The sequence below is a fragment of the Streptomyces sp. NPDC051172 genome, from assembly GCF_040682555.1.
Lineage (GTDB): Bacteria > Actinomycetota > Actinomycetes > Streptomycetales > Streptomycetaceae > Streptomyces.
The window spans coordinates 1-24,279 of sequence record NZ_JBFBBE010000129.1 but is presented as its reverse complement, the minus strand read 5'-3'; the positions used below and the strand labels follow the sequence as shown (position 1 = coordinate 24,279).

Here is a 24,279-nt window from a genome sequence, read left to right as displayed (position 1 = left end):
CGGATGGTTCACGAACGGGTGGTGAACCATCCGCGGGCCGGCCCCGTAGTGGCCTTTGGGTGCAGGGCGCCGCGACTTCGCCGCGTTGCCGGCCCCGCCTTCGACCGTCCCGGCTCCGTCGCCGGGGCGTCCCGACAAGGAGTCAGAAGATGATCTGGTACGTCCTGGCCGTGGTGCTGGGGCTGGCGCTGATCGGGGCGGTGACCGCACTGGTCGTCACCGAGTTGCGGGCCCGCCCGCCGAAGCCCGTCGCCGCCTCGGCCGCCGTCGTGGGACGGCAGGCGCTGGACGTGGTCGACGCCGGTCTGCGCCGGCTGACCGGCGAGTGCCTGCGTTCCGGCCGACCGCTGCCGGACCTGTACGCCGTCGTCTACTCCGGGGAGCGGCTCGGACTGCTGCTGGCCGGTGCGGAGGAGACCGCCCCCGAGCCCTGGACCGTCGAGGCCGACGGCGAGCGCTGGACGGTCTCGCCCGAGGCCCTGCACCGCCCCGGTCCGGAGGGCGAGCCGGCCCTGTCGTACGCGCTGACGGTGACCGTGGGGCTGGACGGGCCCGAGCGGGTGCTGGTCGACCTCTCCCGGGCGACGGGGCCGATCTCCGTGACGGGCCCGGACGAGGAGGTGCGCAGCCTGGTGCGGGCCCTCGTCGTCGAGACGCTCTCCGGCCCGGTGGGGGCCTTCGCGGAGGTCACCCTGGTGGGAGCCCTGGCCGACGACGGGCTCGTGGCCGGTGACGCGCGGCGCAGCTCGCGTCTGCACACCGCGGCCACCCTGGGGGAGGCGTTCGCCAAGGGGGCCCCGGGTTGGCAGGAGTCCGATGCGTCCGACGTCACCCAGGTCACCTGGGTGATCGAGGGCAGCCGCCGGACCGCCGTCAAGGACGAGGCGCCGCGCCTGTTCGTCGTGGACGCCTCTCAGCTCCCGCAGCGGGAGGGGGCGTTGAGCCCTCTGCGGCGCGGGGACGCACTGCTGGTGGTCGGCGAGGCACCCGCGGGATGGCGCTGGCGGGCCGGTGCCGACGGCTCGCTCGACACCGGGCCGCTCGGGCTGCAGATCACCCGGCATGTGGGGCGTTTCGCATGAGTCTCAGCAGGCCTCGCGGTCCAGGCCGTCCCTGTGCAGCCCGCGACGGTGCAGTGCCTCCCGCAGGGCGCGGGCCGCATAGTGCGTCCGCGACTTGACCGTGCCCGGCGGAACGCCGAGGACCTCGGCCGTCTGGTTGACGCTGCGCCCCAGATAGTGCACGTGCAGCAGGATCTCGCGCTGCGAGGGCCGCAGGTCCCGTAACGCCTCGACGAGCACCAGGGAGGTGAGGACGTGGTCCACCTCGTCGGAGACCGGCAGGTGGACGAGCTCCGGGTCGCCGACCTCCGGCGGCCGGGCCTGGCGTGCCCGATGGGCGTCGATGACGATATTGCGCAGGACGGTGAACAGCCACGGTCGTGCCGCGTCCGTGGTCGGGTCGATCTCCTCGGCGTGCCGCCAGGCGCGTATCGCCACCTCCTGGAGGAAGTCCTCGGCGCGGTGCCAGTCGCCCTCCAGCCGCCGCGCGGCGAACTGCAGCAACGCGGTGCTGTGGAAGTGGTAAAGGGCCCGGAGGAAGTCGTCGGGACCGGAGTCCGCCGTGACGGGGCGGGGTCTGCGGTCTTCACTCGAAGTGCTGGCCGGCAAAGGCCTGTTCCTCTCCGGTCGTCTGTGGGGAAGACGTGTCGGCTGGCCGGCGGTGAACCCGCCGCGGTGCCGGCGTCAGCCCGGCTCGCGGGAGGACAGCGACCGGACCTCACCGGATGTCAGTTCCCGCGCGTAGATGTGCACGTCGGCGATGTCGCCCTTCCAGTAGTCGGCCGGGTTCCCGTTGAACCTGGCGCGTCCGATCACCACATCACCGGTGGGCTGCACGCTGTTGGTGGCCACCCGGCTCCCCGCCAGCCGACCGTCGACGTAGAGCCGCGTCAGGTGGTCCTTCTGGCGGTAGGTGCCCGTGAGGTGGTACCAGCGGCCGGCCTCCGGCTTCCCGGCCGCCTCCGCGAGGGTGCGGGCGCCGGTGAAGCTGAACGCGAAGCTGTGGTCCGACCCGGAGTACTGGAGGAAGAACGTGCTGGCCCCGTCGCCGTCCTGGGACACGGCGGTGTGGAAGCCGTCCATGTCGTCAGCGGTGAGCCGCACCCGTGCGGCCACCGAGTAGTCCTTGCCCTGGGTGTCGAGCCGGGAGCCGGTCTCGGCGTATCCGCTGGTGCCGTCCAGCTGCAGGGCTCCGCCCGTGGGGCCGTCGGTCCACTGCGTGCCGCCGTGGACCACCGCATCGTGCTGCCCCGCCTTCGCGGTGCCGGACCGGTGCAGGGGCCACCACCCGGCGCCGCGCAACGCCGCGGTGCCGGCGCCCGGACCCGAAGCGGCCGCCGTCGCCCCGGCCTGCTGCTGTCCTGATCCGTGGTCGCGCACCAGATGCGTGACGACATAGGCCTGCGCGACGGCCAGTACAGCGATCGCAGCGATGAGCGACCATCTGCGCTTCATGAGTCTCCCCGAGACGTACGGCGTAGATGTATCACTCTAGATCACGTGTACGACCGGAAAGCGTCCCACCACACGGCGTACTCACCGATCGACCGGTATCTCCCCATGAACTCCCGCCCGGTGTCCTCAAGTTGGATACCCGACATACCGTCAGGCCTTCCGGTCCGGCCCCGTTGCAGGGGCGAATCCCGCAGGCTGGATCACGGGACCTCCCGGCTACGAGGAAGCCACGGGGACATTCAACGAGATCAGCCCGACCGACCGGGCCTCCATACGGAGTTCGGTGACCGCCGCATTCTGCAGTCGCGGAAGGACCCGCCGGTACTCGCTCAGCGGAATGGACAGCAGCTCGCACAGCACCAGTCGCAGCAGGGTGTTGTGGGCGACCACCAGGACGCGTTGACCGTCGTGGGCGGCGGTGATGCGGTGCAGGGCGGCGGCGCCGCGTTCGGCTGCGGCCCTCGGGTCCTCGGCGCCGGGGAAGGGGTGGGCCACCGGGTCGGCGCGGAAGGCCTCCGCTGCTTTCGGGTCCTCGGCCGCGAACTCGGCGAGGGTGCGGCCCTCCACCACCCCGAAGTCACATTCCCGCAGGTCGGGTTCGTGGTGCGCGGTGAGGCCGAGGGCGTGGCAGGCGGGGGCGGCGGTGATGACGGCTCGGGAGACCGGGGACGTCCAGATCGCGTCGACGGGGTGGGCGGCGACCCAGCGGCCGAGGGCCTCGGCCTGGGTGCGGCCGGTGTCGGTGAGGGCGACGTCGCTCACGCCCGCGTAGCGGTTCTCGGCGTGCCAGACGGTCTGTCCGTGGCGGGCCAGCAGGAGGGTCGTGCTCATGAGCCTGCAGTATTCCGGTCGAGGCGGGCGTATGCGTGTGCCGCCACGGGTGCGGGCAGCCAGCCCCGTGCCGTCAGTTCGTCGACGAGGCGGGCGTACGGCTCGGCGAAGAGGGCCGTGCGGTCGGGGTCGGGTTCGAGGACCGTGCGGATGCGGACCATGCGGTCGGTGATGTCCGCCAGGGAGCCCGCGCCCGTCCCGTACGCCGCGAGTGCCGCCATGCCCAGTGCCGGTTCCGTCTGGGCCGGTACGCGGGCCGGGCGGCCCAGGATGTCGGCGCGCAGCTGGTTCCAGTACGGGCTGCGGGCGCCGCCGCCGGTGAAGGTGAGCGGGCCGTCCAGGGGGGCGCCCAGGTGGTGCAGGTAGTCCAGGCAGAGCCGTTCGGTGAAGGCGACGCCCTGGAGGAGTGCGGCCCACAGGTCTGATTCCCCGTCGGGCTCGCCCAGGACCAGGGCGGAGGCCTGCGGCGCGAGGAACGGGAATCGTTCGCCGGGCGACACGAGCGGGTAGGCCACCGCGCCCGAGGGTTCGTAAGCGGCCGCCCGTTCGTCCATGACCCCCGGGTCCGCGCCCGCGAAGGCGGCGGTCAGCACGCCCGCCCCCACGCTCGACGCTCCGCCGGGCAGCCAACTCCCGTCAGGTGCAAGGTGGTTGTAGACCACGCCGGTCGCATCACGGACGGGAGTCGAGGAGGCCCCCTTGAGGACGAGTGTCGTGCCGAGCACAGAGTTCCAGGAACCCGGACGCAGCGCCCCGGAGGCGATCTGGGCCGCGCAGCCGTCGGTCATCCCGGCGATCAACGGGGTGCCGGCGGGGATGCCGGTGGCCTCCGCGGCGGCCGGGCAGACCTCGCCGAGGCGAGTGCCGGGGCGGACGACGTCGGGCAGTAAGGGCGCCCCGGGGATGTCCGGCCAGGCGTCGCGCTCCACGTCGTAGGCCGTCTTGAGGGCGTGGCTGGAGTCGGTGGGGACGGGGCGGCCGACGAGTCGGGCGGCGACGAGGTCGGGCTGGTGGGTGATGCGACCCGGCCCATGGGTGCGCAGGAGCCACAGTGCCTTCGGCAGCCCCCAGGTGTTCTGCACCGTGAGCCCCGCACGCCGCAGCCGCTCCGCCTCGGCCCAGGCCCGCCCGTCGTCGTACATCAGCGCGGGGCTCACCGGCCGCCCCGCCGCATCCGTCAGCAGCACGGTCCCGGACGTCCCGCACACCGCGAGCCCGCCGATACGGGCAGGCCGTTCCCTGAGGGCGACGCGGGCCGCCGTGCACACCGCCGTCCACCACTCCCCCGGATCCTGCTCGTGCCGCACCCCGTCACGACTCCCCGCCAGGGGAGCCGAACCGGCGCCGAGCACCGCGCCGTCGGCGGCGACGAGCAGCACACGGACGCTCTGCGTGCCCAGGTCGATGCCCAGCCAGGCCTCGCCCTCATACCCCATCCGGACCTCCCACTGATCGCGACCCTGGATGTGAACTTCTCACTCTGCCCTGAGATTTTCGCCTGCGCGAGGGATTGACGGCCATCTTCCGCCGTTACACCCTCTGTTAGCGGGTCGACTCGACGTGTCACCCCGCACAGCACACCGGGCTCGCTGGTCGCGCCGCGGGCCGACACGACCGGGCTGCGGTCCGGCGATCCGGTACGGCTGGGGTTCCGGCCTGAGAGCCTGCTGCTGTTCGAGGCCGGCGGGCCCCAGGGTCCAGGACGACTGATCGGGACACGATGAGCAGCAACAGCAGCAGCGGTGGCAGCGCACACCAGCAGGGGCCCGCGGCCCGGCAGGCCGCCATGGCCGAACTGGTCCTGGCCGACGGTTCGGCGACCGCTGCCGAGCTCGCCGAGCGGTTCGGGGTGAGCCTGATGACCATCCACCGGGACCTCGACGAGCTCGAACGGCAGGGCCTCGTCAGGAAGTTCAGAGGCGGGGTGACCGCCCAGCCCTCCGGGGTGTTCGAGTCGAACGTGCAGTACCGGCTGAAGGCCATGCGGGCGGAGAAGGCCGCCGTCGCCGAGCAGGCACTGAGGTCGATAGAGCCCGGCATGGCGATCATGCTGGACGACTCCACCTCCGCACTGGAGATAGCCCGCAGGCTGCGCCTCGGTGAGATCACCCCGCTGACCGTCGTCACCAACTTCCTGGAGGCGATCAACCTGCTCGCCGACCAGCGGGGCATCCATCTGATGGCCCTCGGCGGCGACTACGACCCGCTGCACTCGTCCTTCCTCGGGGTGTCCTGCGTGGAGGCGGTGCAGTCGCTGCGGGTGGACTTGTGCTTCGCGTCGACGTCCGCCGTGCACGGAGGTTACGCCTACCACCAGGAGCAGCACATCGTGTCGGTGAAGCGGGCGATGCTCGACTCGGCCGCCCGCAACGTCCTGCTGATCGACCACACCAAGCTCGCCCGGACCGCCCTGCACCGGGTCGTCCCGCTCTCCCGCTTCGACCTGCTCCTCGTGGACGACGGGGCGTCGGCTCAGGCGCTGCGGGACCTTGACGAGCACAAGGTCACCTATCAGGTCTGCGCGACGAGGGGCGGCGATGACCGAGCTGGAGCCACGTGATCCGCGCCCCCGGGTGCGGCCTCGAGACAGGAGACTCCCCTGCGATGAGTGAACCCGTGCGTGTCGTCGCCGCCGGCGACCACTTCATCCTGCCGTCGCTCATCACGGCGGCGGTGCGCCAAGAGCTCACTTGCGAGGTACGTGAGTTGACGCTCCGCTGGCCACTTGAACCCTTCGGTCCGGTGGCCGAGGTGTCGGAGGCCAGCGACGCCGAGGACGAGCTGATCGACGCGCTCGCGGGGGCGCAGGTGCTGGTCACCCAGATGGGACCGGTGACGGAACGGGTCCTGGACGCCTGCCCGGACCTGCGGCTGGTGGTCGTGTGCCGGGGCGGCCCGGTCAACGTCAACCTGGACGCGGCCGAACGGCACGACGTCCGCGTCTGCTTCGCCCCCGGGCGCAACGCCGCCGCCACCGCCGAGTTCACCGTCGGCCTGATGCTGGCGGCCCTGCGGCGCATCCCGCAGGCCCACAACCTCCTCGCCGGAGAGGGGAGTTGGCAGGGGGCGACCTACTACACGTACGAACACAGCGGACTGGAGCTGGAGGACCTGCCGGTCGGGCTCGTGGGTTACGGGGCTGTGGGCAGCCGGGTCGCTCGGGCGCTGTGTGCGTTCGGGGCGCAGGTGATGGTCCACGACCCGTATGTGCGGGGCGAGATCCATGGGCTGCGGGTGTTCTCGCTGGACGAACTTCTGCGCCGGTCCCGGGTGATCACTCTGCATGCGCGGCTCACCGCCGAGACACGGGGCCTGATCGGTGCGCGTGAACTGGCGCTGCTGCCGGAGGGGGCGGTGGTTGTGAACGTGGCGCGCGGGCCGCTGCTGGACGAGGACGCGTTGTGCGACGCGTTGGAGAGCGGCCGGCTGTCGGCTGCCGCCCTCGACACGTACGCGAAGGAGCCCGTGCCGGAGGGGTCGCGGTTGTTCGGGCTGCGGGAGCGGGTGGTGATGACGCCGCATCTGGGCGGGGCGTCGCGGGCGGTGGCGGAGAAGGCTGCGCGTATCGCTGCCGCTGAAGTGGGGCGGTGGGCGAGGGGCGAGCCCCTCGCGCACGCGTTGACGTGAGTGCCGCGGCAGGTCGTCATTTGTCCGCTGCCACGTCGTGGCTGGTCGCGCCCCGCGGCGAAGCCGCATATCGGCACAGCCCCGCGCCCCTGTTGGGGCGCTACCGGACCGTGAGGGAGAGCCGCTGTGTACGTTGGGATTGACGTCGGTACGTCCATGGTGAAGGCCGCCGCGTTCGACGGTGAGGGGCGTGAACTCGCCGTCGAGGCACGGCCGGTGGGGCTCGCGCTGCACGGCGGTGTCGTCGAGCAGGACATGGAGGAGGTGTATGCGGCCGTCGTCACCGTGCTGGAGGCGTTGACCGCGCGGGTGCCCGGACCGGTGGAGCTCGCCGGGCTGACCGGGCAGGGGGACGGCGTCTGGCTCGTCGACAAAGAGGGTCGGCCCGTCCGCCCCGCCGCCTCCTGGATGGACGGGCGGGCGCACGAGCTGCTCGACCAGTGGCTGGCGGACGGGACCTTCGAGACGGTGTTCCGGCGGACGGGCAGTGCCATGTTCCCGGGGTGTCCGGGGCCGCTGCTGGCCTGGCTCGACCGTTACGAGCCGAAGTCCCTCGACGCGGCGGCCACCGCCCTGTACTGCAAGGACATGGTGTTCCGGCGGCTTACGGGGGCACCGGCGACGACGGATGTGTCGGACGCGTCGATGCCGTTCCTCGATCCGCGGACGCGGGCGTACGACAACCGGGTGGTGGAGCTGCTGGGGCTGACCCACCGCCGTGGGCTGCTCGCTCCCGTCGCGGACCCGATCGCGACGGCCGAGGCGCGCGGCGAGGGCCTGCCGGCCGGCACACGGCTGGCGAACGGCCCGTACGACCTGCCGTCCTGCGCGCTCGGTGCGGGGGTCACGAGCCCCGGGGACGGTCTGCTCATCGTCGGTACCTGCCTGGCCGCCCTGGTGGCCACGACCGATCTCGACCTGACCGGCGAGCCGGCCGGCCTGTACATCTCCACCGACCGTCCCGGTCACTTGCTGCGCGCCATGCCCGCGATGGTCGGCACGGCCGCCCTGGACTGGGTGCTGTCGACGACCGGTGTCCGCCACGAGGAGGTCGACGGTCTGCTCGCCGGGACCCCACCGGGCGCGAACGGCGTCCGAGTCCTGCCGTACTTCGCCCCGTCCGGCGAGCGCGCACCTTTCGTCGAGCCGCGTCTGCGTGCCGAACTCACCGGTGTCTCCCTGGAGTCGACGAAGGCGGACCTGATCCGCGCGACCTGCGAGGGCATCGGGTTCGCCGCCCGTCACTGTCTGGAGGCGGCGGGCCTTACGGGTTCGCTGGCCGTCTGCGGCGGCGGTACGCGCAGCCCCGCCTGGATGCGGCTGCTCGCCGATGTCCTGGGGCGGCCGTTGCGGGTCGTGGAGGGTGAAGTGGGCGCTCGGGGTGCGGTGTTGGCGGCGGCGGAGCGCTACGGCATCGCGCTGGACGCGACGGCGTGGACCGAGCCGACGGCGGTCGTGGAGCCGGACGCGGGCCGCGCTGCGTACTACGCGAAGGCATACGAGGACCATCTGGCCCGGCTCGCGCAGGCGCGGGGAAGGGCGCGGGAGTGAAGGACGCACCACCGGGACCCGACGATTCCGGAGGCGGGTTCGCCGCGTACGCGCTGTACTACCGGTGACGGTGAGGAGGCGCTGATGTTCTTCAAGGACAAGCACTGCCCGACCTGCGGGGGCAGCGGCACCCAGGTGTTCAGGCCGCTCAACGGGAAGGAAAGGCCGACCGTGCAGCCGGAACACCGCCGGTTGACCGACCTGTGGCGCTGTACCGCCCCGGGCTGCCGCTGGTACCAGCGCTGGAGCAAGCAGAGCGAGGGAGGCCGGCTCCCGGAGGAGCTCAAGAACCCGGAAGCCGACCCTGGCTGATCCCTACAGGTTGCTGAAGTCCGGGCCCTTCGTGCGCGTGCGCTTGATCTCGTAGAAGCCCGGGACCGAGGCGACCGCGACCGTGCCGTCCCAGAGGCGGGCGGCTTCCTCGCCCTTGGGGGCCGGGGTGACGACCGGGCCGAAGAAGGCGATCTGGTCGCCGTCGGGGCCGGGGACCGCGATGACCGGGGTGCCGACGTCCTGACCGACCTTGTCGATGCCCTCCTTGTGGGAGGCGCGCAGCTCGGCGTCGAACTCGAAGTCCTTCTGGTCGAAGTACTCGATCAGGTCGGCGGGCAGGCCGACGTCCGCCAGGGCGCCTTCGACGGCCTCGCGCGTCGGGCCCTGGCCCTCGTTGTGGATACGGGTGCCGAGCGCGGTGTACAGCGGGCCGAGGATGTCGGAGCCGTGCTTCTGCCAGGCCGCGGTGACCACCCGGATCGGCTGCCAGGCCTTGGTCTCCAGCAGCTCGCGGTACTCCTCGGGCAGCTCGTCGATCTTGGGCTCGTTGAGCACCGCGAGGCTCATGATGTGCCAGCGGACCTCGATGTCCCGGACCTTCTCCACCTCCAGCACCCAGCGGGAGGTCATCCAGGCCCAGGGGCACAGCGGGTCGAACCAGAAGTCGACGGGCGTCTTCGCGGCGGAGCTGCTCGCGGTCTCGGACATGGCTCTCCTAGGAAAAGTGTTCGTTACAACCCGCAACAACGGCCTTCCCCGTCCCCATTCCCGAGTGCCCGGTGCCAGTGCCCCATGGCAGGATCAGCCCTGTCCACATACCGAACACCAGCCGAGGGAGCGCTGCCCGTGCCCGGTGAGAACCTGACCCGCGACGAGGCCCGGGAGCGGGCCGCCCTGCTGTCCGTCGACGGGTACGACGTGTCCCTCGACCTGCGTACGGCAGTGGGGAACGAGGCCGGGGACGGTCCGCGCACCTTCCGGTCCGTCACGACGATCCGCTTCCGCAGCAACGAGCCCGGTGCCGCCACCTTCGCCGACCTGATCGCGCCGAGTGTGACCTCCGTCTCACTCAACGGGAGGGATCTCGACCCCGGTCAGGTCTTCGACGGCTCCCGAATTCTCCTGGAGGACCTCGCCGCCGAGAACGAGCTGGTCGTCGATGCGCAGTGCGCCTACTCCCGCACCGGCGAGGGCCTGCACCGCTTCGTCGACCCGGAGGACGGCGAGGTGTATCTGTACACCCAGTACGAGCCGGCCGACTCGCGCCGGGTCTTCGCCAATTTCGAGCAGCCGGACCTCAAGTGCCCGTTCCGCTTCGAGGTGCGGGCACCGGAGGGGTGGACGGTCTGGAGCAACGGGCTCGGCGAGCGGACGGACGGGGTGTGGAGGTTCGCGGAGACGAAGCCGATCTCCACCTACATCACCTGCGTGGTGGCCGGCCCGTACCACTACGTCACGGACTCCTACGAGCGGACCTTCGAGGACGGTACGCGCCTTGAGATCCCCCTCGGCGCCCTGTGCCGCAAGGGTCTGGCGCCCTACTTCGACTCGGACGACGTCTTCCTCGTCACCAAGCAGGGCCTGGACTTCTTCCACGACCACTTCGACCACCCGTACCCCTTCGGGAAGTACGACCAGGCGTTCGTCCCCGAGTACAACCTCGGCGCGATGGAGAACCCGGGTCTTGTCACCTTCCGCGAGGAGTTCATCTTCCGGGGGAAGGTCACCCGGGCCTCCTACGAAGGCCGGGCCAACGTCATCCTGCACGAGATGGCGCACATGTGGTTCGGCGACCTGGTCACCATGGTGTGGTGGGACGACCTGTGGCTGAAGGAGTCCTTCGCGGACTTCATGGGCACCTTCGCGAACGTCGGCGCGACCCGCTTCACCGACGCCTGGATCACCTTCGCCAACCGCCGCAAGGCCTGGGCGTACCGCGCCGACCAGCTGCCCTCCACCCACCCGATCACCGCCGACATCCGCGACCTGCAGGACGCGAAGCTCAACTTCGACGGCATCACCTACGCCAAGGGCGCGTCGGTGCTGAAGCAGCTGGTGGCGTACGTCGGGCAGGACGCCTTTCTGGAGGGCGCGCGCCGCTATTTCAAGCGGAACGCGTACAGGAACACGCGCCTCGGCGATCTGCTGTCGGTGCTGGAGGAAACCAGCGGCCGGGACATGGCGAGCTGGGCGGGGAAGTGGCTGCAGACGGCGGGGGTCAACTCCCTCACTCCGCAGGTGCTGTTGGACGCGGAGGGGCGGGTGGACGAGCTGGCGGTGCTGCAGGAGGCCCCGGAGTCTCACCCTGAGCTGCGGCCGCACCGGGTGGCGGTGGGCCTGTACCGGCGCACCGGCGAGGGCGCCCTGGAGCGGTACGCCCGGGTCGAGGTGGACGTCGACGGTCCGCGTACGGTCGTGGCGGAGCTGGCGGGTGCCGAGGCGCCGGAGCTGGTGCTCGTCAACGACGACGACCTCACGTACTGCAAGATCCGCTTCGACGACACCTCGCTGGCCACCCTGCGCGAGCACCTCGGGGCGATCACCGACCCGCTGGCCCGCGCCCTGTGCTGGTCGGCGCTGTGGAACCTGACCCGGGACGCGCTGCTGCCCGCCGCCGACTTCGTGGACCTGGTGACGCGGTTCGCGCGCCGCGAGTCCGACATCGGCGTGCTGCAGATGCTGCACGCGTGGGCGAACTCGGCGCTGGTCAACTATGCGGCGCCGGCCTGGCGGCCGACCGGTGAGCGGCTGCTGGCCGAGGTCGCCCTGCGGGATCTGCGGGCGGCGGAGCCGGGCGGCGAGCAGCAGCTGGCCTGGGCCCGTTTCCTCGCCACCGTGGCGTCAGGACCGGACGAACTTTCGCTGCTGCGCGGCCTGTTGGACGGTACGGAGAAGGTCGACGGTCTCGAGGTGGACCAGGAGCTGCGCTGGGCGTTCCTGGAACCGCTGGCCGCGCACGGGGCCGCGGACGAGACGGTACTGGCGGCCGAGCTCGCCCGCGACGACACCGCGTCCGGCAAGCGGCACCAGGTCCGCTGTCTGGCCGCCCGCCCCTCCGAGGCGGTGAAGGCACAGGCCTGGGCGCAGGTGGTGGAGTCGGACGCGCTGTCCAACGCCCTGGTGGAGGCGACGATCGCGGGCTTCGCGCAGCCTTCGCAGCGGGAGTTGATCGCGCCGTACGCCCCGAAGTACTTCGCGGCGATCGAGCGGGTGTGGCGGGAGCGGTCGATCCAGATCGGCATGGACGTGGTCCGGGGGCTGTTCCCGTCCTGCCCGACGGAGCAGGGCGCGCAGTCGACGCTGGACTCGGCGGACGCGTGGCTCGCGGCCCACGAGGACGCGGCGCCGGCGCTGCGCAGGCTGGTCCTCGAGGCGCGCGACGATCTGGCGCGGGCGCTGCGGGCCCAGTCCGCGGGCGCCGCGGCCCAGGCTTTGGCCAACGATTGATCCACCCGTGACCGTTACGGAATCCGGTCAATAACACCCGTAACCCCTGGTCCGACCCGAACGGACCAGGGGTTTTGCCTGCCCTATCGGCATCCGAACAAGCGTCCTTTAGTGCCACCTTGTCCGTCTTTGTCGACGGGCGTGTAACAGCGGTTAGAGGGGGGTTCGAGCGCGGGAAACCCCCCGTCATGAACCACAACACCCCTCTCCCCCCGGCCTCCCCCCGCCCCCTGAGCCACCTCGCCGAGGTGCACCGCCGAGTGCTGACGACGGCTCAGCTCCGGGCGCACGGCGTCTCGTCCGCCGAGATGACCGAGCAGTGCCGCACCGGTGGCCCCTGGCAGCAGCTCCTCCCGGGCGTCTTCCTGCTCCACCCGGGCCCGCCGACCAGCGAGGAGCGGCTGCACGCGGTACTGATGTACGCGGCGCGCGAGTCGGCCCCCGGAGTGCCGACGCAGCCGGGCGCGGAGAGCCCGCACCGGCCGGTCTACGCGGAGGCGATGATCACGGGCCTGGCGGCTCTGGCGCTGCACGGCTTCACGTCCGCTCCGCCACTGCTGTCGCTGGAGAAGATCGACGTACTGGTCCCACGGCTGCGCCGGCTGCGCTCGGCGGGCTGCGCACGGGTCGTCCGCACACAGGCACTGCCGACTCCCCAGCAGGTGACGGGAGTTCCGGTCGCTCCGGTGCCGCGCGCCCTGGCCGACGCGGTGTCGGAACTCGCGGACGCGGGCGCGGTGCGCCGGCTGCTGACGGAGGCGGTGCGTGCCGGCCACTGCGAACCGGCCTCGGTGGTGCGGGCGTTGAACCAGGCGAAGCTGCTCAGCCGCCCGCACGTGGTGGACGCGGTGGACTCCCTGCTGGCCGAGGGCCGCGCCATCGCGGAGGACCGGCTGTACCGGATGGTCCACGACTACGGCCTGCCCGACCCCGTCTGGAACGTGGACCTCCGCCTGCCGGGCGGCCCCCACCTCGGCGGCCTCGACGCGTACTGGCCGGAGCAGGCGGTGGCCGTGGAGCTGGATACCCGGGCACCGCGGCAAGGCCTTCGGCAGGACGACGACGCCTTGTGGTCCGAATACGCCCGCAAGCGGGAGCACTTGGAGCGCCTGGGCATCACGGTCGTCCACATCACCCCCAAGAAGCTCCGCGACTCGATGGAACAACAGGCGGCGGTCGTCCGCACGGCCCTGATGGCGTCCGGCGACCGGGAGCCGGCCGCGTATGTCGTGGTCCTGCCGCGGTAGTGACGGCCCGGGGCGGGACCAGGAGGGGAGAGGAGGGGCCACCGGGTGCCGGTGGCCCCTCCTCGTGGGGCCAGGAGGCCAGCGGCGGCGCCGGCTCGGGTACGAGGTCGTACGGGTCGTCGTGGGTGCCCTCGTCGAGATAGGGGAGGCAGCTCAGGGCGTCGCGGGCCGCAAGATGCGCGGCCTCGATGACCCTCTCCTCGGTGCCCGGTGCGACCACCAGCGACACGGGGACGGGGTCGACCGGCGGGAAGCACTCCGCCGGGGCCTTGCGCAGCCCCCACAGCTCGTCCGCGTCGGCCGGCAGGCAGGTGTTGCCGAGCCCGGCGCACAGGAAGGGAGGGCGACCCGGTCTACCTCGGCTACACCCTGGCCCACGACTTCTCCGACGCGGGTCTGCGACGCGCGCGCCGCAATCTGGCGAACCCGTCGAAGCTCCAGCCGACGTCCGTGGCCGCCGAGGTGGTCCTGGCCGAAGTGCCGCCGTCCAGCGAGGTCAGCGCGTCGATCAGCCGCGACGGTACGGCTGTGTGGGGGCGCCGGGGCGCCCTCGGCAGGCGGGAGATGCTCTACTCCCGCGCGTCCTGGAACGGCTGCTGCTGCGCCGGCGCGGCCTGTTCGAGGCGGGCACGGTCGTGTACCTGCTGCTGGGGTCGTGCATCAGCTCGCACAAGGACGGGGCCGAGTTGCGCGAGGGTGACGTGATCACGATGCGGGACACGTACACGGGACTGGGCCTCGGGAACGTGTTCTTCGGCTGAGCGGCGCCCGGGCGGGGGCGGCGGACGTCACTGTTCGCCGTCCCCGCCCTTTCCCACGTTCTCGGCGATGTTCTTGACGACGGCGGGCAGCAGCCCGGGGAACCGCTCCTCGAACTCGTCGGCCCGCAGCCGGGCGCTCACCGCTGCGCCAAGGAGGCAATGCCGGCGCCCCGGAATCCGGGCCGCCGACATCACTCGCCCAGGCGACGCAACTGCGGGCAGTCGTGCCGCTCAGTGCGGCTCCGGAAGGGCCGGCCTCGCGGCAGCCCCCGCGGCCACCCAGTCGAGGAGGGTGGCGTACGACGCGATCATGCGGGTGCGGCTGAAGCGTTCGCGGCTTGCGGTGAGGGATGGAGTGAGGGCGGTGCGGGAGGCTGCCGCTTCCGTCCAGGCCCGGGCGATCGCCGCCGGGTCGGGCGGTGTGACGAAACCGTGGCCCGCCACGATCGCGGCGCTGTCGCCGACGTCGGTGGCGACCGGTACGGCGCCGCACATCATGCCCTCGACCAGGCACAGCGGGGCCGCCTCGCCCCAGGAGGACGTCAGCGCGACGACGTCGGCACCGGCGTACACGGATTCCATGTCGTGCCGGACGCCGAGCAGGTGGACCCGGTCCGTCAGTGATCGCTGCGGGCCGAACGCGGTCTCGACGTCCGCCTCCAGTCCCGGATTGGCAGCCGTCATGCCCGCGCCGCACATCAGTACATGCCCGTCGGGCCGCTGCTCCAGCCACTCCCGTGCCGCCCGCAGGAACAGCGGGACGTTCTTCATCGCGTCGTAGCGGGCCGCGAAGACGACCACCGGCGCCGCGGCCGGGATCTCGAGCGAGGCCCGCAGGACGAGTCGCCGGGCCGGGTCGGGGCGGAATCGCTCCAGGTCCACGCCGTTCGGGATGACGTGCAGCACCTCGGCCGGGATCCCCGCGGCCTCGTAGGCCGCCCGCGTCGACTCCGCGCAGCACACGCACGCCACCACCCTGCCGTCCGCGATGGCGGCCTTCAGCTCGTCGAGGGCCGCCCCCTGGTTCTCCGGGTCGGAGCGGTGCAGGCAGACCACGACGGGACGGCGCGGCAGGCCCGCCTGGTTCAGGAGGCGCAGCGGCTGTTCCTTCAGCGAAAGGATCACGTCCGCCTCCGCCGTGGCCCGCGCCGTGTCGGCCAGCTCCGGCCCGGTGAAGGTGGCCGGATCACCGCCGGCGGGAAAGACCCGGCCCAGGGAGGTGACGCCCACGCCCGCCGCGGTCAGCGACCGGTAGCAGGCGTCGTCCTCCATCCGCTGCCGGGTGGCCTCCCGGTGCACCTCGCCATGGAGGCTCAGCACACGATGCTGCTGGTCACCCTCCTGAAGTCCGAGTACGACGTCACTGTGAACGATCCGGGCCCCGCCGGAGAAGAAACCCTCGTAGACCGAGAGCACGTGCAGTCCGCGCCTCGTGGGCATACGACCACCCGCCTTGCAGAAATCGAGCCATCCCCGTGAACAGCGGGTTAGCCGATATGAGGCGGCATGAATATTGCGTACGGATTAACTCGGCGCTTCGTGTCGGAGTCCTCTCGATTACACCCGGCATTTGTTTACACGGATGTGTGAAGCGCCGATCATTCGGCGGCCGGGTAGGAATAACCCGTGATTTTCCGGCGGCGCAGGACGGGCCGCCGCGCGGTCTCAGCGGTCGCCGCAGAACTCCGCCGCGATCACCGCGTCGCCGTCCCCGGCCCAGTCCGCGTTGAAGTTGAACGCCAGGGAGTGCCGCCCGTCCGCCGTGGTCACCGCCTGGGACACCGAGCCGTGGATGCCGCCGTCATGCCCCCACACGTGGACGCCGCAGGGCAGGGTGAGGTCGATCAGGCCCAGGCCGTAGCGGGCGTCGGTCGCATCGCCGGCCTTCACCGTGGTCTTCATCTCCTTCATCTGCTGCGGCGGGAGGAGACGGCCGCGGAGCAGCGCGGAGTAGAAGCGGTCCAGGTCTGCGGCGTCCGAGACGAGTTCGCCCGAGCCGTGGGCCATGGAGGGGTTCAGAGTCGTGACGTCGTACGTCGGGCCGGTCGTCGACTGCGCGAGTTTGGAGTAGGCGCGGCTGCTGGGCTGCGGGAGGGTGACCCGGTTGCCGGGGATCGATGTGCCGGTCAGATGCAGCGGCTCGATGATGCGGGCGCGGATCTCCTCGCCGTACGAGTGGCCGGTGATCTTCTCGATCACCATGGAGGCCAGGAGGTAGTTCGTGTTGGAGTAGCGCCAGGAGGTGCCCGGAGCGAAGTCCGGTGCGTGGGACATCGCGACCGCCAGCAGGTCCTCGGGGGTCCAGCGGTCGTAGCGGTGCTTGCGGAATCCCTCCTCCGAGAAATGGTCGCGGACGAAGGTGTCGTCGTTCGTGTAGTTGAAGATGCCGCTGGTGTGGTTCAGGAGCCGGCGGACGCTGATGATGCGGCCGTCGTGCCCGTGGCCGCGGACGGCGCCCGGCAGCCACTTCTCCACCTTGTCGTCCAGCGACAGCCTGCCCTCGGCCTCCAGCTGGAGCAGCACGGTGGCCACGAAGCTCTTGGTGATGCTGCCGGCGCGGTAGCGGTCCCGGGCGGAACGGGGCGCGCCCGCCCCGAGGTCGCCCACGCCGGCGGTCGTCGACCAGGTGCCGTGGGCGTCCTTCGCGGTCGCCGTGACACCGGGAACGCCGTCCTCGACCGCGGCTTCGATCGCTCTGCGGGTCGCGTCGTGGGCTCCGGTGGCGGTGGGCCCTGCCGCAAGGGCGGGGCCGGCCAGGGCGACGGACAGCGCCACCGAGGTGGCCGCCACCAGGGTCGTACGTACGGTCATGTCTTCCCCCATCTCGCTCGCTCGTCGCCGAGCTCGGTCGAAGGAGACAGACCCTGCCCGCGGTGCGGGGGTTGATGCACCGCGGGCCGGTTGAGCCGCTTTCAGCCCTTCTTCAGGACCAGCTCCGTGTTGCGGTCGTTCGGGTCGCCGCTGAGTGCGGTGCTGGAGCCGGGGGCGTTGAACGACAGCTCGCGGTAGAGGGCGGCCAGGCCCGTCTGGGTGAGGTCGGCGAAGTCCGTGCGGTGCGGGGCCGCGGACTCGACGAGGGTGGTGAACAGGGAGAGCGTGCCGTCCTTGTTGTCGGTGATCTCGATGACGCGCGCCAGCTGCGGGTAGTCCACGTGGGACGCGGTGGAGATCTCCCAGAAGGAGTGGCCGCCGGAGCCCTTGTGCGGCGTGATGTAGTTGCGGTGGATGTGGCCGTTCACCCAGGCCAGGACGTTGGCGTGGCTGCCGAGGAGGGCCACGAGCTCCTGGCCGTTGTGCCGGCGTTCGTTCGGGTGGGCCGGATCCACGTTCGAGGTGTTCGCCATGGACTGGCTGGTGTGGTGGCTGAAGACGATGACGTGCGAGTCCTTGTTGTCCCGCAACTGCTTGTCGAGCCACTTCAGCTGGGTCGTGCCGATGGAGCCGTTGTAGTGGCCGCCCGGGTCGGTGGTGTCGATGCTGATGCCGATGACGTCGTCGGCGATGCGGAAGGTGTAGTACTGCGTGCCCGCGTCGAGGTTGGCGGTGGAGTAGCCGTGGCCGACCGGGCCGTTGCCGCGGTGGGCCGGGTCGAGGTGGGCCCTGAGGTAGTCGGCCTGGGTGAACGGGGCCCGGCTCTCGTCCGCGGTGACCGAGCGCATGTCGCGCGCGTGGGCCTTGAGCAGGTCCCGGTAGGCCGTGCCCTTGGGGTCCTTGTTCGCCCTGATGGCGTCCTGCAGCTTCTTCCCCTCGGCGGCGGACAGCGACATCAGCTTCTTGCCGCCGACCGCGTACTCGGCGAGCCAGGAGTCGCCGTGGCCGAAGCAGCCGAGCGGCAGGGCGTCGTGGTTGCCGACCGTGGAGTACCAGGGCAGGTTCAGGCCGGGGCTCTGCACCTCGCGGATCGCGGCGGCCAGGAAGCCCTGCAGATGCGGGAAGCCGAGCTGCTTGTCGCCGTCGCGAAGGATGGAGTCGGGCTGCCAGTAGAGCTTGAGGCCACTGTTCTGGACGCCCTCGTAGTGCCGCGGGTCACCCGAGTTGGGGGTGATCCGGCCGCCGCTCATGATCTTCATGTACCACTCGAGCTCGGACTTGGCGTTGTTGTCCGTGTTGTCGCCGGTGGTCATCGCGAAGTGCAGCGGGGTGCCGGTGACGGGGGCGCCACGCAGCGCGTTGATCCGCTCGACCAGCGAGATCGCGCCCTGCACGGTCAGCGCCTCGTGCGGGCGCCAGGCGCCCTTGTCGGTGGAGCGCAGGCACTCCAGGCGCGACGGGTGCTGGGAGTCGGTCAGGTGCAGATCGGTGAGCTGTACGAACGCGGCGAGCGCGGTACGGCGGCCGGCGCGGCCCGACCTGGGGGCGGCGAGCTCGCTGCGTACGACGCGGGACCAGCCGGGGCCGTCGCCGAGGCGGCGGTAGCCGGAGGAGGTGCGCGGGGCGGCGACCGTGGCGAGGGTGGTGCCCTTGGTGTAGGGCGCGAGGGGTGCGGCCGGGGCCTTGCGGGACTGCGCCACGACGGTGGTGTCGGTGGCGGCCTGGCTGTCGGTGGGCCGCAGGGCGTAGCCGACGCCTGCGGAGACGGCCGCCGCGCCGGTGGCGGCGAGGACGGTACGGCGGTTGATCGCCGGGATGGTGGCGGCGACAGAGCGTATGCGCGACATGGCGCGATCTCCCCGAGTGGCAACGCGTCGGCAGTGGTCGCGGGCTGTTTCGCTGGCGCGAACAACCCGCTCGTACTGGATGCTTGGCACCGGGGATGACCTGCTGGTGAACGAGGCGGCAACGGGCAACGCCGATCACCGTACGTGGATCTTGGGCCACCCTGCGCGTTCACGACCGCTCGTCGGGCGGCTCGGGGGCGGTCACTCCGCGTTCATCTTTCTGGGTACTGCAAGCAGTTCACCCGCCCCGCCGCCGGCCGCTCCCGCCACAGTGCAAGACCCGCGTCGACCAGTGCGACCCGGCGCAGCCCGGGCACTGTCTCCAGGGGATGCCAGGCCGCCATGTCCGTCGAGCCGCCGACCTCGTGGCGCAGTTCGCCGCCGGCCACCCGGCCCTCGTACACCAGACGGATGCCGTGGTGCTCGACGGAGCGGCCGAAGCTGCGAGGGGCGGTGCGGCGGATCGAGTCCACGCCCAGGAGAGCGGTGAGGTCGACGTGGTAGCCGGTCTCCTCCTCGACCTCCCTGAGGGCGGCGTCGTAGGGGTCCTCGCCGTGTTCCACGCCGCCGCCGGGCAGGGTCCACTCGGGGCGGCCCCGGCCGTCGGTCCAGCGGGCCAGGAGGAGTTGGTCGTCGCGGACGCATATGGCGTAGGCCGCCACCCTCAGTTTCCTGCGCACGTAGGGACGTTAGTCCGGAACCGCCGGATCATTTGGCACCATTGGGGACTCATCCTTGTAAAGGGCATCGGGGGTTTTCCCCATACGTCCATATCGTTTCGGTCAACACTTCCCAAACAACTGCCCCTTGGGTAAAGCTGTGCCCTCGTCCGGCACTGAAAATCTTCACTCCTAGGGATGCCGATGACCCTCACCCCCCTCAGACCCGTGGCCCGAATAGCCGTGGCCGCCGGTCTCGTCGCCGCGCTCTCCGCGGCCGGGCCGATACCCATGGCCTTCTCCGCCGACGCGCCGTCACCGGGCTCCACCGCCCCCTCGGACGGCAGCGTCAAGTCCGCGCAGGAAAAGCTCGGTTCCGACGACGCGGACCTGCTCGCCGAGGCGAAGGCCGACGGCGACAAGAACGTCACGATGATGATCGCCACCGCCCCGGGGCAGACCGGGCAGGTCGCCGGGAAGCTGGACGCGGTCAAGGGCGGCTCGGTCGGCCGGACGTACGACAAGCTCGGTTACGTCCGCGCCACCGTCCCCACCTCGCAGGCGGACGCGGCCATCGCCGCCGCCGCGAAGCTCTCCTCCGTGCACGGCATCGACCTGCGCAAGGAGATACCGCTGGACGACCCGAGCGCGACGGGCGGCTCCAAGTCCGCCTCGGGCACGGTCGGTTACCCGGCGCCGGACAAGAACACGCCCGCCGAGAACCCGTACAACCCGTCCTTCGAGACGGGCGCCGTCGACTTCGTGAAGGACCACCCGAAGGCGGACGGCCGCGGCGTCACCATCGGCATCCTGGACTCCGGTGTCGACCTCGGTCACCCGGCGCTGCAGAAGACCACCACCGGTGAGCGGAAGATCGTCGACTGGGTGACGGCGACCGACCCGATCGTCGACAGCGACGCCACCTGGCGCCCGATGGTGACCTCGGTCTCCGGGCCCACCTTCACCTACGGCGGAAAGACGTGGACGGCGCCCGCCGGGTCGTACCAGGTCAGCACCTTCAGCGAGGCCGCCACCGCGGGCGGCGACGCGAAGGGCGACGCCAACCGGGACGGGGACACCACGGACAAGTGGGGCGTCCTGTACGACGCCGCCGCCGGCACGGTCCGCGTCGACCTCAACAACAACTACGACTTCAGCGACGACACGCCGATGAAGCCGTACAAGGACGGGTTCCAGGTCGGCTACTTCGGCACCGACGACCCGTCGACCGACGTCGTGGAGCGCCAGCCGTTCGTCGTGCAGATCCGCAAGGACGTGCCGATGGACCCGTACGGCGGCGACTGGATCGGCAAGAAGGCCGACTTCGTCAACATCGGCGTCATCGAGTCCGAGCACGGCACGCACGTCGCCGGCATCACCGCCGCCAACGGTCTGTTCGGCGGAAAGATGAACGGCGCGGCCCCCGGCGCGAAGATCGTCTCCTCCCGCGCCTGCACCTGGACCGGCGGCTGCACCAACGTCGCACTGACCGAGGGCATGATCGACCTCGTCGTGAACCGCGGTGTCGACATCGTCAACATGTCCATCGGCGGCCTCCCGGCGCTCAACGACGGCAACAACGCGCGCGCCGAGCTGTACACGCGGCTCATCGACACCTACGGCGTGCAGCTGGTGATCTCGGCGGGCAACTCCGGCCCGGGCGCGAACACCATCGGCGACCCCGGGCTCGCCGACAAGGTGATCTCCGTGGGCGCCGCCATCTCCAAGGCGACCTGGGCATCCAACTACGGCTCCGTCGTGGACAAGAAGTACGCGATGATGCCCTTCTCCTCCCGCGGCCCGCGCGAGGACGGCGGCTTCACGCCGACCCTCGTCGCGCCCGGCGCCGCGATCAACACCACCCAGACCTGGCTGCCGGGCTCCCCCGTCGCCGAGGCGGGCTACTCGCTGCCGGCCGGCTACTCCATGCTGCAGGGCACGTCCATGGCCTCCCCCCAGGCCACGGGCGCGAGCGCGCTGCTGCTGTCGGCCGCCAAGCAGCAGGGCATCGAGCTCAAGCCCGCCGCCCTGCGCACGGCACTGACGTCAACCGCCCACCACATCAAGGGCGTTCAGGCGTACGAGGAGGGTGCGGGCCGCATCGACATCGTCGACGCCTGGGACGCGATCCGCGACGGCGCCACCGCGAACGACGCTGTGCCTTCCGACTACGTCGTCAAGGCCCCGGTCGACACCGCGCTCGACCAGGCACTGAAGACGCCGGGCTTCGGCACCGGCCTGTACGACCGCGAGGGCGGCCTCAAGGCGGGTGACAGGAAGACGTACGACGTCACGATCACCCGGACCTCCGGCTCCGAGAAGGCGCTCTGGCACGAGCTGAGCATCGAGAACAACGCCGGTGACACCTTCCGGATCGTCGGCAAGGACTGGGTGAAGCTGCCGCTGAACCAGCCCGTCACCGTCAAGGTGCAGGCGAACCCGAGGTCCGCGGGCATCAAGAGCGCGATCGTCGACGTCGACGACCCGAGCACCGAGGGCGTCGACAAGCAGATCCTCGCCACGGTCGTGGTCTCGACGCCGGTGAAGTACACCTTCACGGCCTCGAACACGGTGCAGCGCAACAGCACGCAGTCGTACTTCGTGACCGTGCCCGAGGGCGCCAAGTCCCTCGAGGTCGCCATCGGCGGGCTGAGCGAAAAGAGCCAGACCCGGTTCATCGCCATCCACCCGTACGGCACTCCGGTCGACAACACCGGCACCCCGTACTGCTACCCGCACTACCTCGACGGCAACGGCTGCAGGCCCGACGTGCGTTCGTACACGGACCCGCAGGCCGGCGTCTGGGAGATCGAGGTCGAGTCGCGCCGTACCTCGCCGCTGCTCGACAACCCGTACAAGCTGGACGTCGCCGTCCTCGGCGCGGCCTTCGACCCGCAGACCGTGACCGTCCCCGAGGCCAAGGTCGGTACCCCGGCCGCCGTCTCCTGGAAGGTGACGAACAGGCTCGCCGCGCTCGACGGCAAGCTGGTCGGCGGCCCGCTCGGCTCGTCGAAGACGGCCCGCCCGACCATCAAGCAGGGCGAGACGCAGACCACCACGGTCGAGGTGCCCGCGGGCGCCAAGTCGCTGGACGTCGCCATCGGCAATGTGTCGGACGCGTCCGCCGACCTCGACCTGACGGTGAAGAACGCGGCCGGCACGGTCGTCGGCCAGTCCGCCGACGGCGACTCGGAGGAGGCGGTCTCCATCGCCTCGCCCGCCGCCGGCACGTACACCATCGAGGTCGCGGGCTACTCGGTCCCGTCCGGCTCCACCGCCTACGACTACCGGGACGTCTTCTACTCCGCGTCCCTGGGCACCGTCACCGTCGACGAGTCGGCGCCGGTGAAGCTCGGCACGGGCGAGTCGGCGGCCGTCTCCGGCAGCGTCACCGCCGCGGCGGCCGCTCCTGAGGGCCGTGAGTTCTTCGGCCAGGTCCAGCTGGTGAACGCACGCGGCACGGCCGCGGGCACCGGCAGCGTGAAGATCGAGAAGGTCACGCCGTAGCCGGTGGTACGGCGGTGAGGGCGGGCGTCCGTAAGGGCGCCCGCCCTTTTCCGTCAGCGGGCCACCTCAGCAGGTGACCCCGGCCGATTCGGGCAGCGCCCGGGTGAGTCCGGCGCGTTCACGGGCGATCGACGTCTCGCCGACGATCACGTGCTCCGGGACGGCGGACCGCGCCGGGACGGCCACCAGGATGTGGTCGCCCTTGTGGAGGGCCTTGCGGAGGGTCTCGTCCTCGATCAGCAGGGTGATCTCCTTCTGGGACTTCTCCGGCTTGTACGAGCGGGTCACGTCCAGAGTGATCCGCTCCGGCCCGGCGGTGCCGTGGACCGGCTGCACCGCCGTCACCTCGCCCTCGGCGACCAGGCGGGTGCAGGCGAGGTAGCCGGGGCTGGAGAAGGCGGAGCCGGCCTCGGCCTTGCGGTCCGCCTTGGAGGCTGCCGAGTCGGCGCTGCCGCCCGACATGGTGTCGGCGCCGCTGCCGGCCTGCACCACCAGCCAGCCCAGCCCCGACAGCACGGTCGCGACGGCGGCCACCGCGAGGGACCCGAAGGCCAACCTGCGGGCCCGGCGCCAGTCCCGCGGCGCCCGTACCGGAGCGGGCGTCCGCTCAGGTCGCGGCTCCTCGGCCAGCGCGTCCCCGATGATCCCGAGCTGCAGCCGCAGCAGCGCCACGTCGGCCGTCGCCCTGCGGTGCTCGGCGGCGAAGGCGGCGTCCGTGCGGGCCTCCTCCGGCAGCTCCTCGCCGGTGATCGCGGCCATCAGCGCGTCGACGCCGTTGTGTTCGGCGGTCATCTCACACCACCTCGTCCTCGTGCAGGCGGGCGCGCAGTGCCCGTACCGCCGTGTGCAGCCTGCTCTTGACCGTGCCCTCCGGGATGCCGAGCTCGTCGGCTATCGAGCGGACCGGCAGGTCGGCGTAGAAGCGCAGGACGAGGACCTGGCGCTGGGAGTCGGGGAGCTCGTCCAGGCCCTGGGCGACGGCCAGGGAGAGCAGGCTGGTGTCCTCGCCCGACGGGTGCTCCAGCTGGCGCAGGGAGGCGAGCCGCTCGCCCACCCGCTCCTGGCGGCGCTTGGCCCGGTGCCAGTCCATGGCCAGGTTGGAAGCGACGACGGCCGCCCATGCGGAGACGTCGCGCGGGGCCTCGTACCCCTTCGCCGCCCGCTCCAGCAGCCGCAGACGGACCTGCTGCACCCCGTCCGGC

General features: G+C 71.4%; 20 protein-coding genes. 9 read left to right on the top strand and 11 right to left on the bottom strand.

The window, feature by feature from the left end; all coding sequences use genetic code 11:
- Positions 1–149 precede the first annotated feature (149 nt).
- Positions 150–1,082 carry a hypothetical protein gene (locus tag AB0N07_RS42720; protein ID WP_365844888.1) on the top strand — a complete coding sequence of 311 codons (933 nt, stop codon included), beginning with the start codon at positions 150–152 and terminating at the stop codon, positions 1,080–1,082.
- A gap of 3 nt (positions 1,083–1,085) precedes the next feature.
- Here AB0N07_RS42720 and AB0N07_RS42715 read toward each other — a convergent pair whose 3' ends face one another.
- The 4 genes from AB0N07_RS42715 to AB0N07_RS42700 form a co-directional block, all read right to left on the bottom strand.
- Positions 1,086–1,670: a sigma-70 family RNA polymerase sigma factor gene (locus AB0N07_RS42715; RefSeq protein ID WP_365844886.1), complete on the bottom strand. Its 585-nt coding sequence runs from the start codon at positions 1,668–1,670 to the stop codon at positions 1,086–1,088.
- 75 nt (positions 1,671–1,745) lie between these two features.
- A complete protein-coding gene (locus AB0N07_RS42710; RefSeq protein WP_365844884.1) occupies positions 1,746–2,516 on the bottom strand; it encodes a LamG domain-containing protein in 771 nt (256 codons plus the stop codon).
- 216 nt (positions 2,517–2,732) lie between these two features.
- Positions 2,733–3,347 (bottom strand): histidine phosphatase family protein, encoded by a 615-nt coding sequence (locus tag AB0N07_RS42705; protein WP_365844882.1) that lies wholly within the window; start codon positions 3,345–3,347, stop codon positions 2,733–2,735.
- A complete protein-coding gene (locus tag AB0N07_RS42700) occupies positions 3,344–4,783 on the bottom strand; it encodes an FGGY-family carbohydrate kinase (RefSeq protein ID WP_365844880.1) in 1,440 nt (479 codons plus the stop codon). The genes AB0N07_RS42705 and AB0N07_RS42700 overlap by 4 nt, the downstream gene beginning before the upstream one ends.
- A gap of 284 nt (positions 4,784–5,067) precedes the next feature.
- On the opposite strand from AB0N07_RS42700, the gene AB0N07_RS42695 reads away from it, so the two are divergent.
- The 4 genes from AB0N07_RS42695 (at position 5,068) to AB0N07_RS42680 (ending at position 8,837) form a co-directional block, all read left to right on the top strand.
- Entirely contained in the window at positions 5,068–5,907 is an 840-nt protein-coding gene (locus AB0N07_RS42695; RefSeq protein WP_365844878.1) for a DeoR/GlpR family DNA-binding transcription regulator, read from the top strand.
- Between the two features lie 44 nt (positions 5,908–5,951).
- A complete protein-coding gene (locus AB0N07_RS42690) occupies positions 5,952–6,974 on the top strand; it encodes a 2-hydroxyacid dehydrogenase (protein ID WP_365844876.1) in 1,023 nt (340 codons plus the stop codon).
- Between the two features lie 126 nt (positions 6,975–7,100).
- Complete coding sequence (locus tag AB0N07_RS42685; protein ID WP_365844874.1) at positions 7,101–8,525, top strand: FGGY-family carbohydrate kinase; 1,425 nt, start codon at positions 7,101–7,103, stop codon at positions 8,523–8,525.
- An 84-nt stretch (positions 8,526–8,609) separates the two neighbouring features.
- Complete coding sequence (locus tag AB0N07_RS42680) at positions 8,610–8,837, top strand: hypothetical protein (RefSeq protein WP_365844872.1); 228 nt, start codon at positions 8,610–8,612, stop codon at positions 8,835–8,837.
- A gap of 3 nt (positions 8,838–8,840) precedes the next feature.
- Here the strand turns inward: AB0N07_RS42680 and AB0N07_RS42675 are convergent, their stop codons facing one another.
- The gene (locus tag AB0N07_RS42675; protein ID WP_365844870.1) at positions 8,841–9,506 is read right to left on the bottom strand and encodes a DsbA family protein; all 666 of its coding nucleotides are present in this window, start codon (positions 9,504–9,506) and stop codon (positions 8,841–8,843) included.
- A gap of 138 nt (positions 9,507–9,644) precedes the next feature.
- Between AB0N07_RS42675 and pepN the strand changes: the two genes are divergently transcribed.
- From pepN to AB0N07_RS42660, 3 genes are all read left to right on the top strand, one after another.
- On the top strand, positions 9,645–12,245 hold the full coding sequence (gene pepN, locus AB0N07_RS42670) for an aminopeptidase N (protein WP_365844868.1): 2,601 nt from the start codon (positions 9,645–9,647) through the stop codon (positions 12,243–12,245).
- A 188-nt stretch (positions 12,246–12,433) separates the two neighbouring features.
- A complete protein-coding gene (locus tag AB0N07_RS42665) occupies positions 12,434–13,492 on the top strand; it encodes a hypothetical protein (RefSeq protein WP_365844866.1) in 1,059 nt (352 codons plus the stop codon).
- Positions 13,493–14,022: 530 nt separating this feature from the next.
- Positions 14,023–14,253 (top strand): hypothetical protein, encoded by a 231-nt coding sequence (locus tag AB0N07_RS42660; protein WP_365844864.1) that lies wholly within the window; start codon positions 14,023–14,025, stop codon positions 14,251–14,253.
- A 231-nt stretch (positions 14,254–14,484) separates the two neighbouring features.
- Here the strand turns inward: AB0N07_RS42660 and AB0N07_RS42655 are convergent, their stop codons facing one another.
- From AB0N07_RS42655 to AB0N07_RS42640, 4 genes are all read right to left on the bottom strand, one after another.
- Positions 14,485–15,669, bottom strand: a complete 1,185-nt coding sequence (locus tag AB0N07_RS42655) for a glycosyltransferase (protein WP_365844890.1) — start codon at positions 15,667–15,669, stop codon at positions 14,485–14,487.
- 249 nt (positions 15,670–15,918) lie between these two features.
- Positions 15,919–17,064: a serine hydrolase domain-containing protein gene (locus AB0N07_RS42650; protein WP_365844862.1), complete on the bottom strand. Its 1,146-nt coding sequence runs from the start codon at positions 17,062–17,064 to the stop codon at positions 15,919–15,921.
- 101 nt (positions 17,065–17,165) lie between these two features.
- Positions 17,166–18,911, bottom strand: a complete 1,746-nt coding sequence (locus AB0N07_RS42645; RefSeq protein WP_365844860.1) for a TIGR03767 family metallophosphoesterase — start codon at positions 18,909–18,911, stop codon at positions 17,166–17,168.
- Between the two features lie 212 nt (positions 18,912–19,123).
- Positions 19,124–19,591 carry an NUDIX hydrolase gene (locus tag AB0N07_RS42640; RefSeq protein WP_365844858.1) on the bottom strand — a complete coding sequence of 156 codons (468 nt, stop codon included), beginning with the start codon at positions 19,589–19,591 and terminating at the stop codon, positions 19,124–19,126.
- Positions 19,592–19,774: 183 nt separating this feature from the next.
- Here AB0N07_RS42640 and AB0N07_RS42635 point away from each other — a divergent pair, with 183 nt between their 5' ends.
- Entirely contained in the window at positions 19,775–23,077 is a 3,303-nt protein-coding gene (locus AB0N07_RS42635) for a S8 family serine peptidase (protein WP_365844856.1), read from the top strand.
- A 66-nt stretch (positions 23,078–23,143) separates the two neighbouring features.
- On the opposite strand, the gene AB0N07_RS42630 is transcribed toward AB0N07_RS42635, so the two are convergent.
- Together AB0N07_RS42630 and AB0N07_RS42625 are read right to left on the bottom strand one after the other, a co-directional pair.
- The gene (locus tag AB0N07_RS42630) at positions 23,144–23,869 is read right to left on the bottom strand and encodes a hypothetical protein (RefSeq protein ID WP_365844854.1); all 726 of its coding nucleotides are present in this window, start codon (positions 23,867–23,869) and stop codon (positions 23,144–23,146) included.
- 1 nt (position 23,870) lies between these two features.
- On the bottom strand, positions 23,871–24,279 hold a 409-nt coding region (locus AB0N07_RS42625), incomplete at its 5' end, for a sigma-70 family RNA polymerase sigma factor (RefSeq protein ID WP_365844852.1).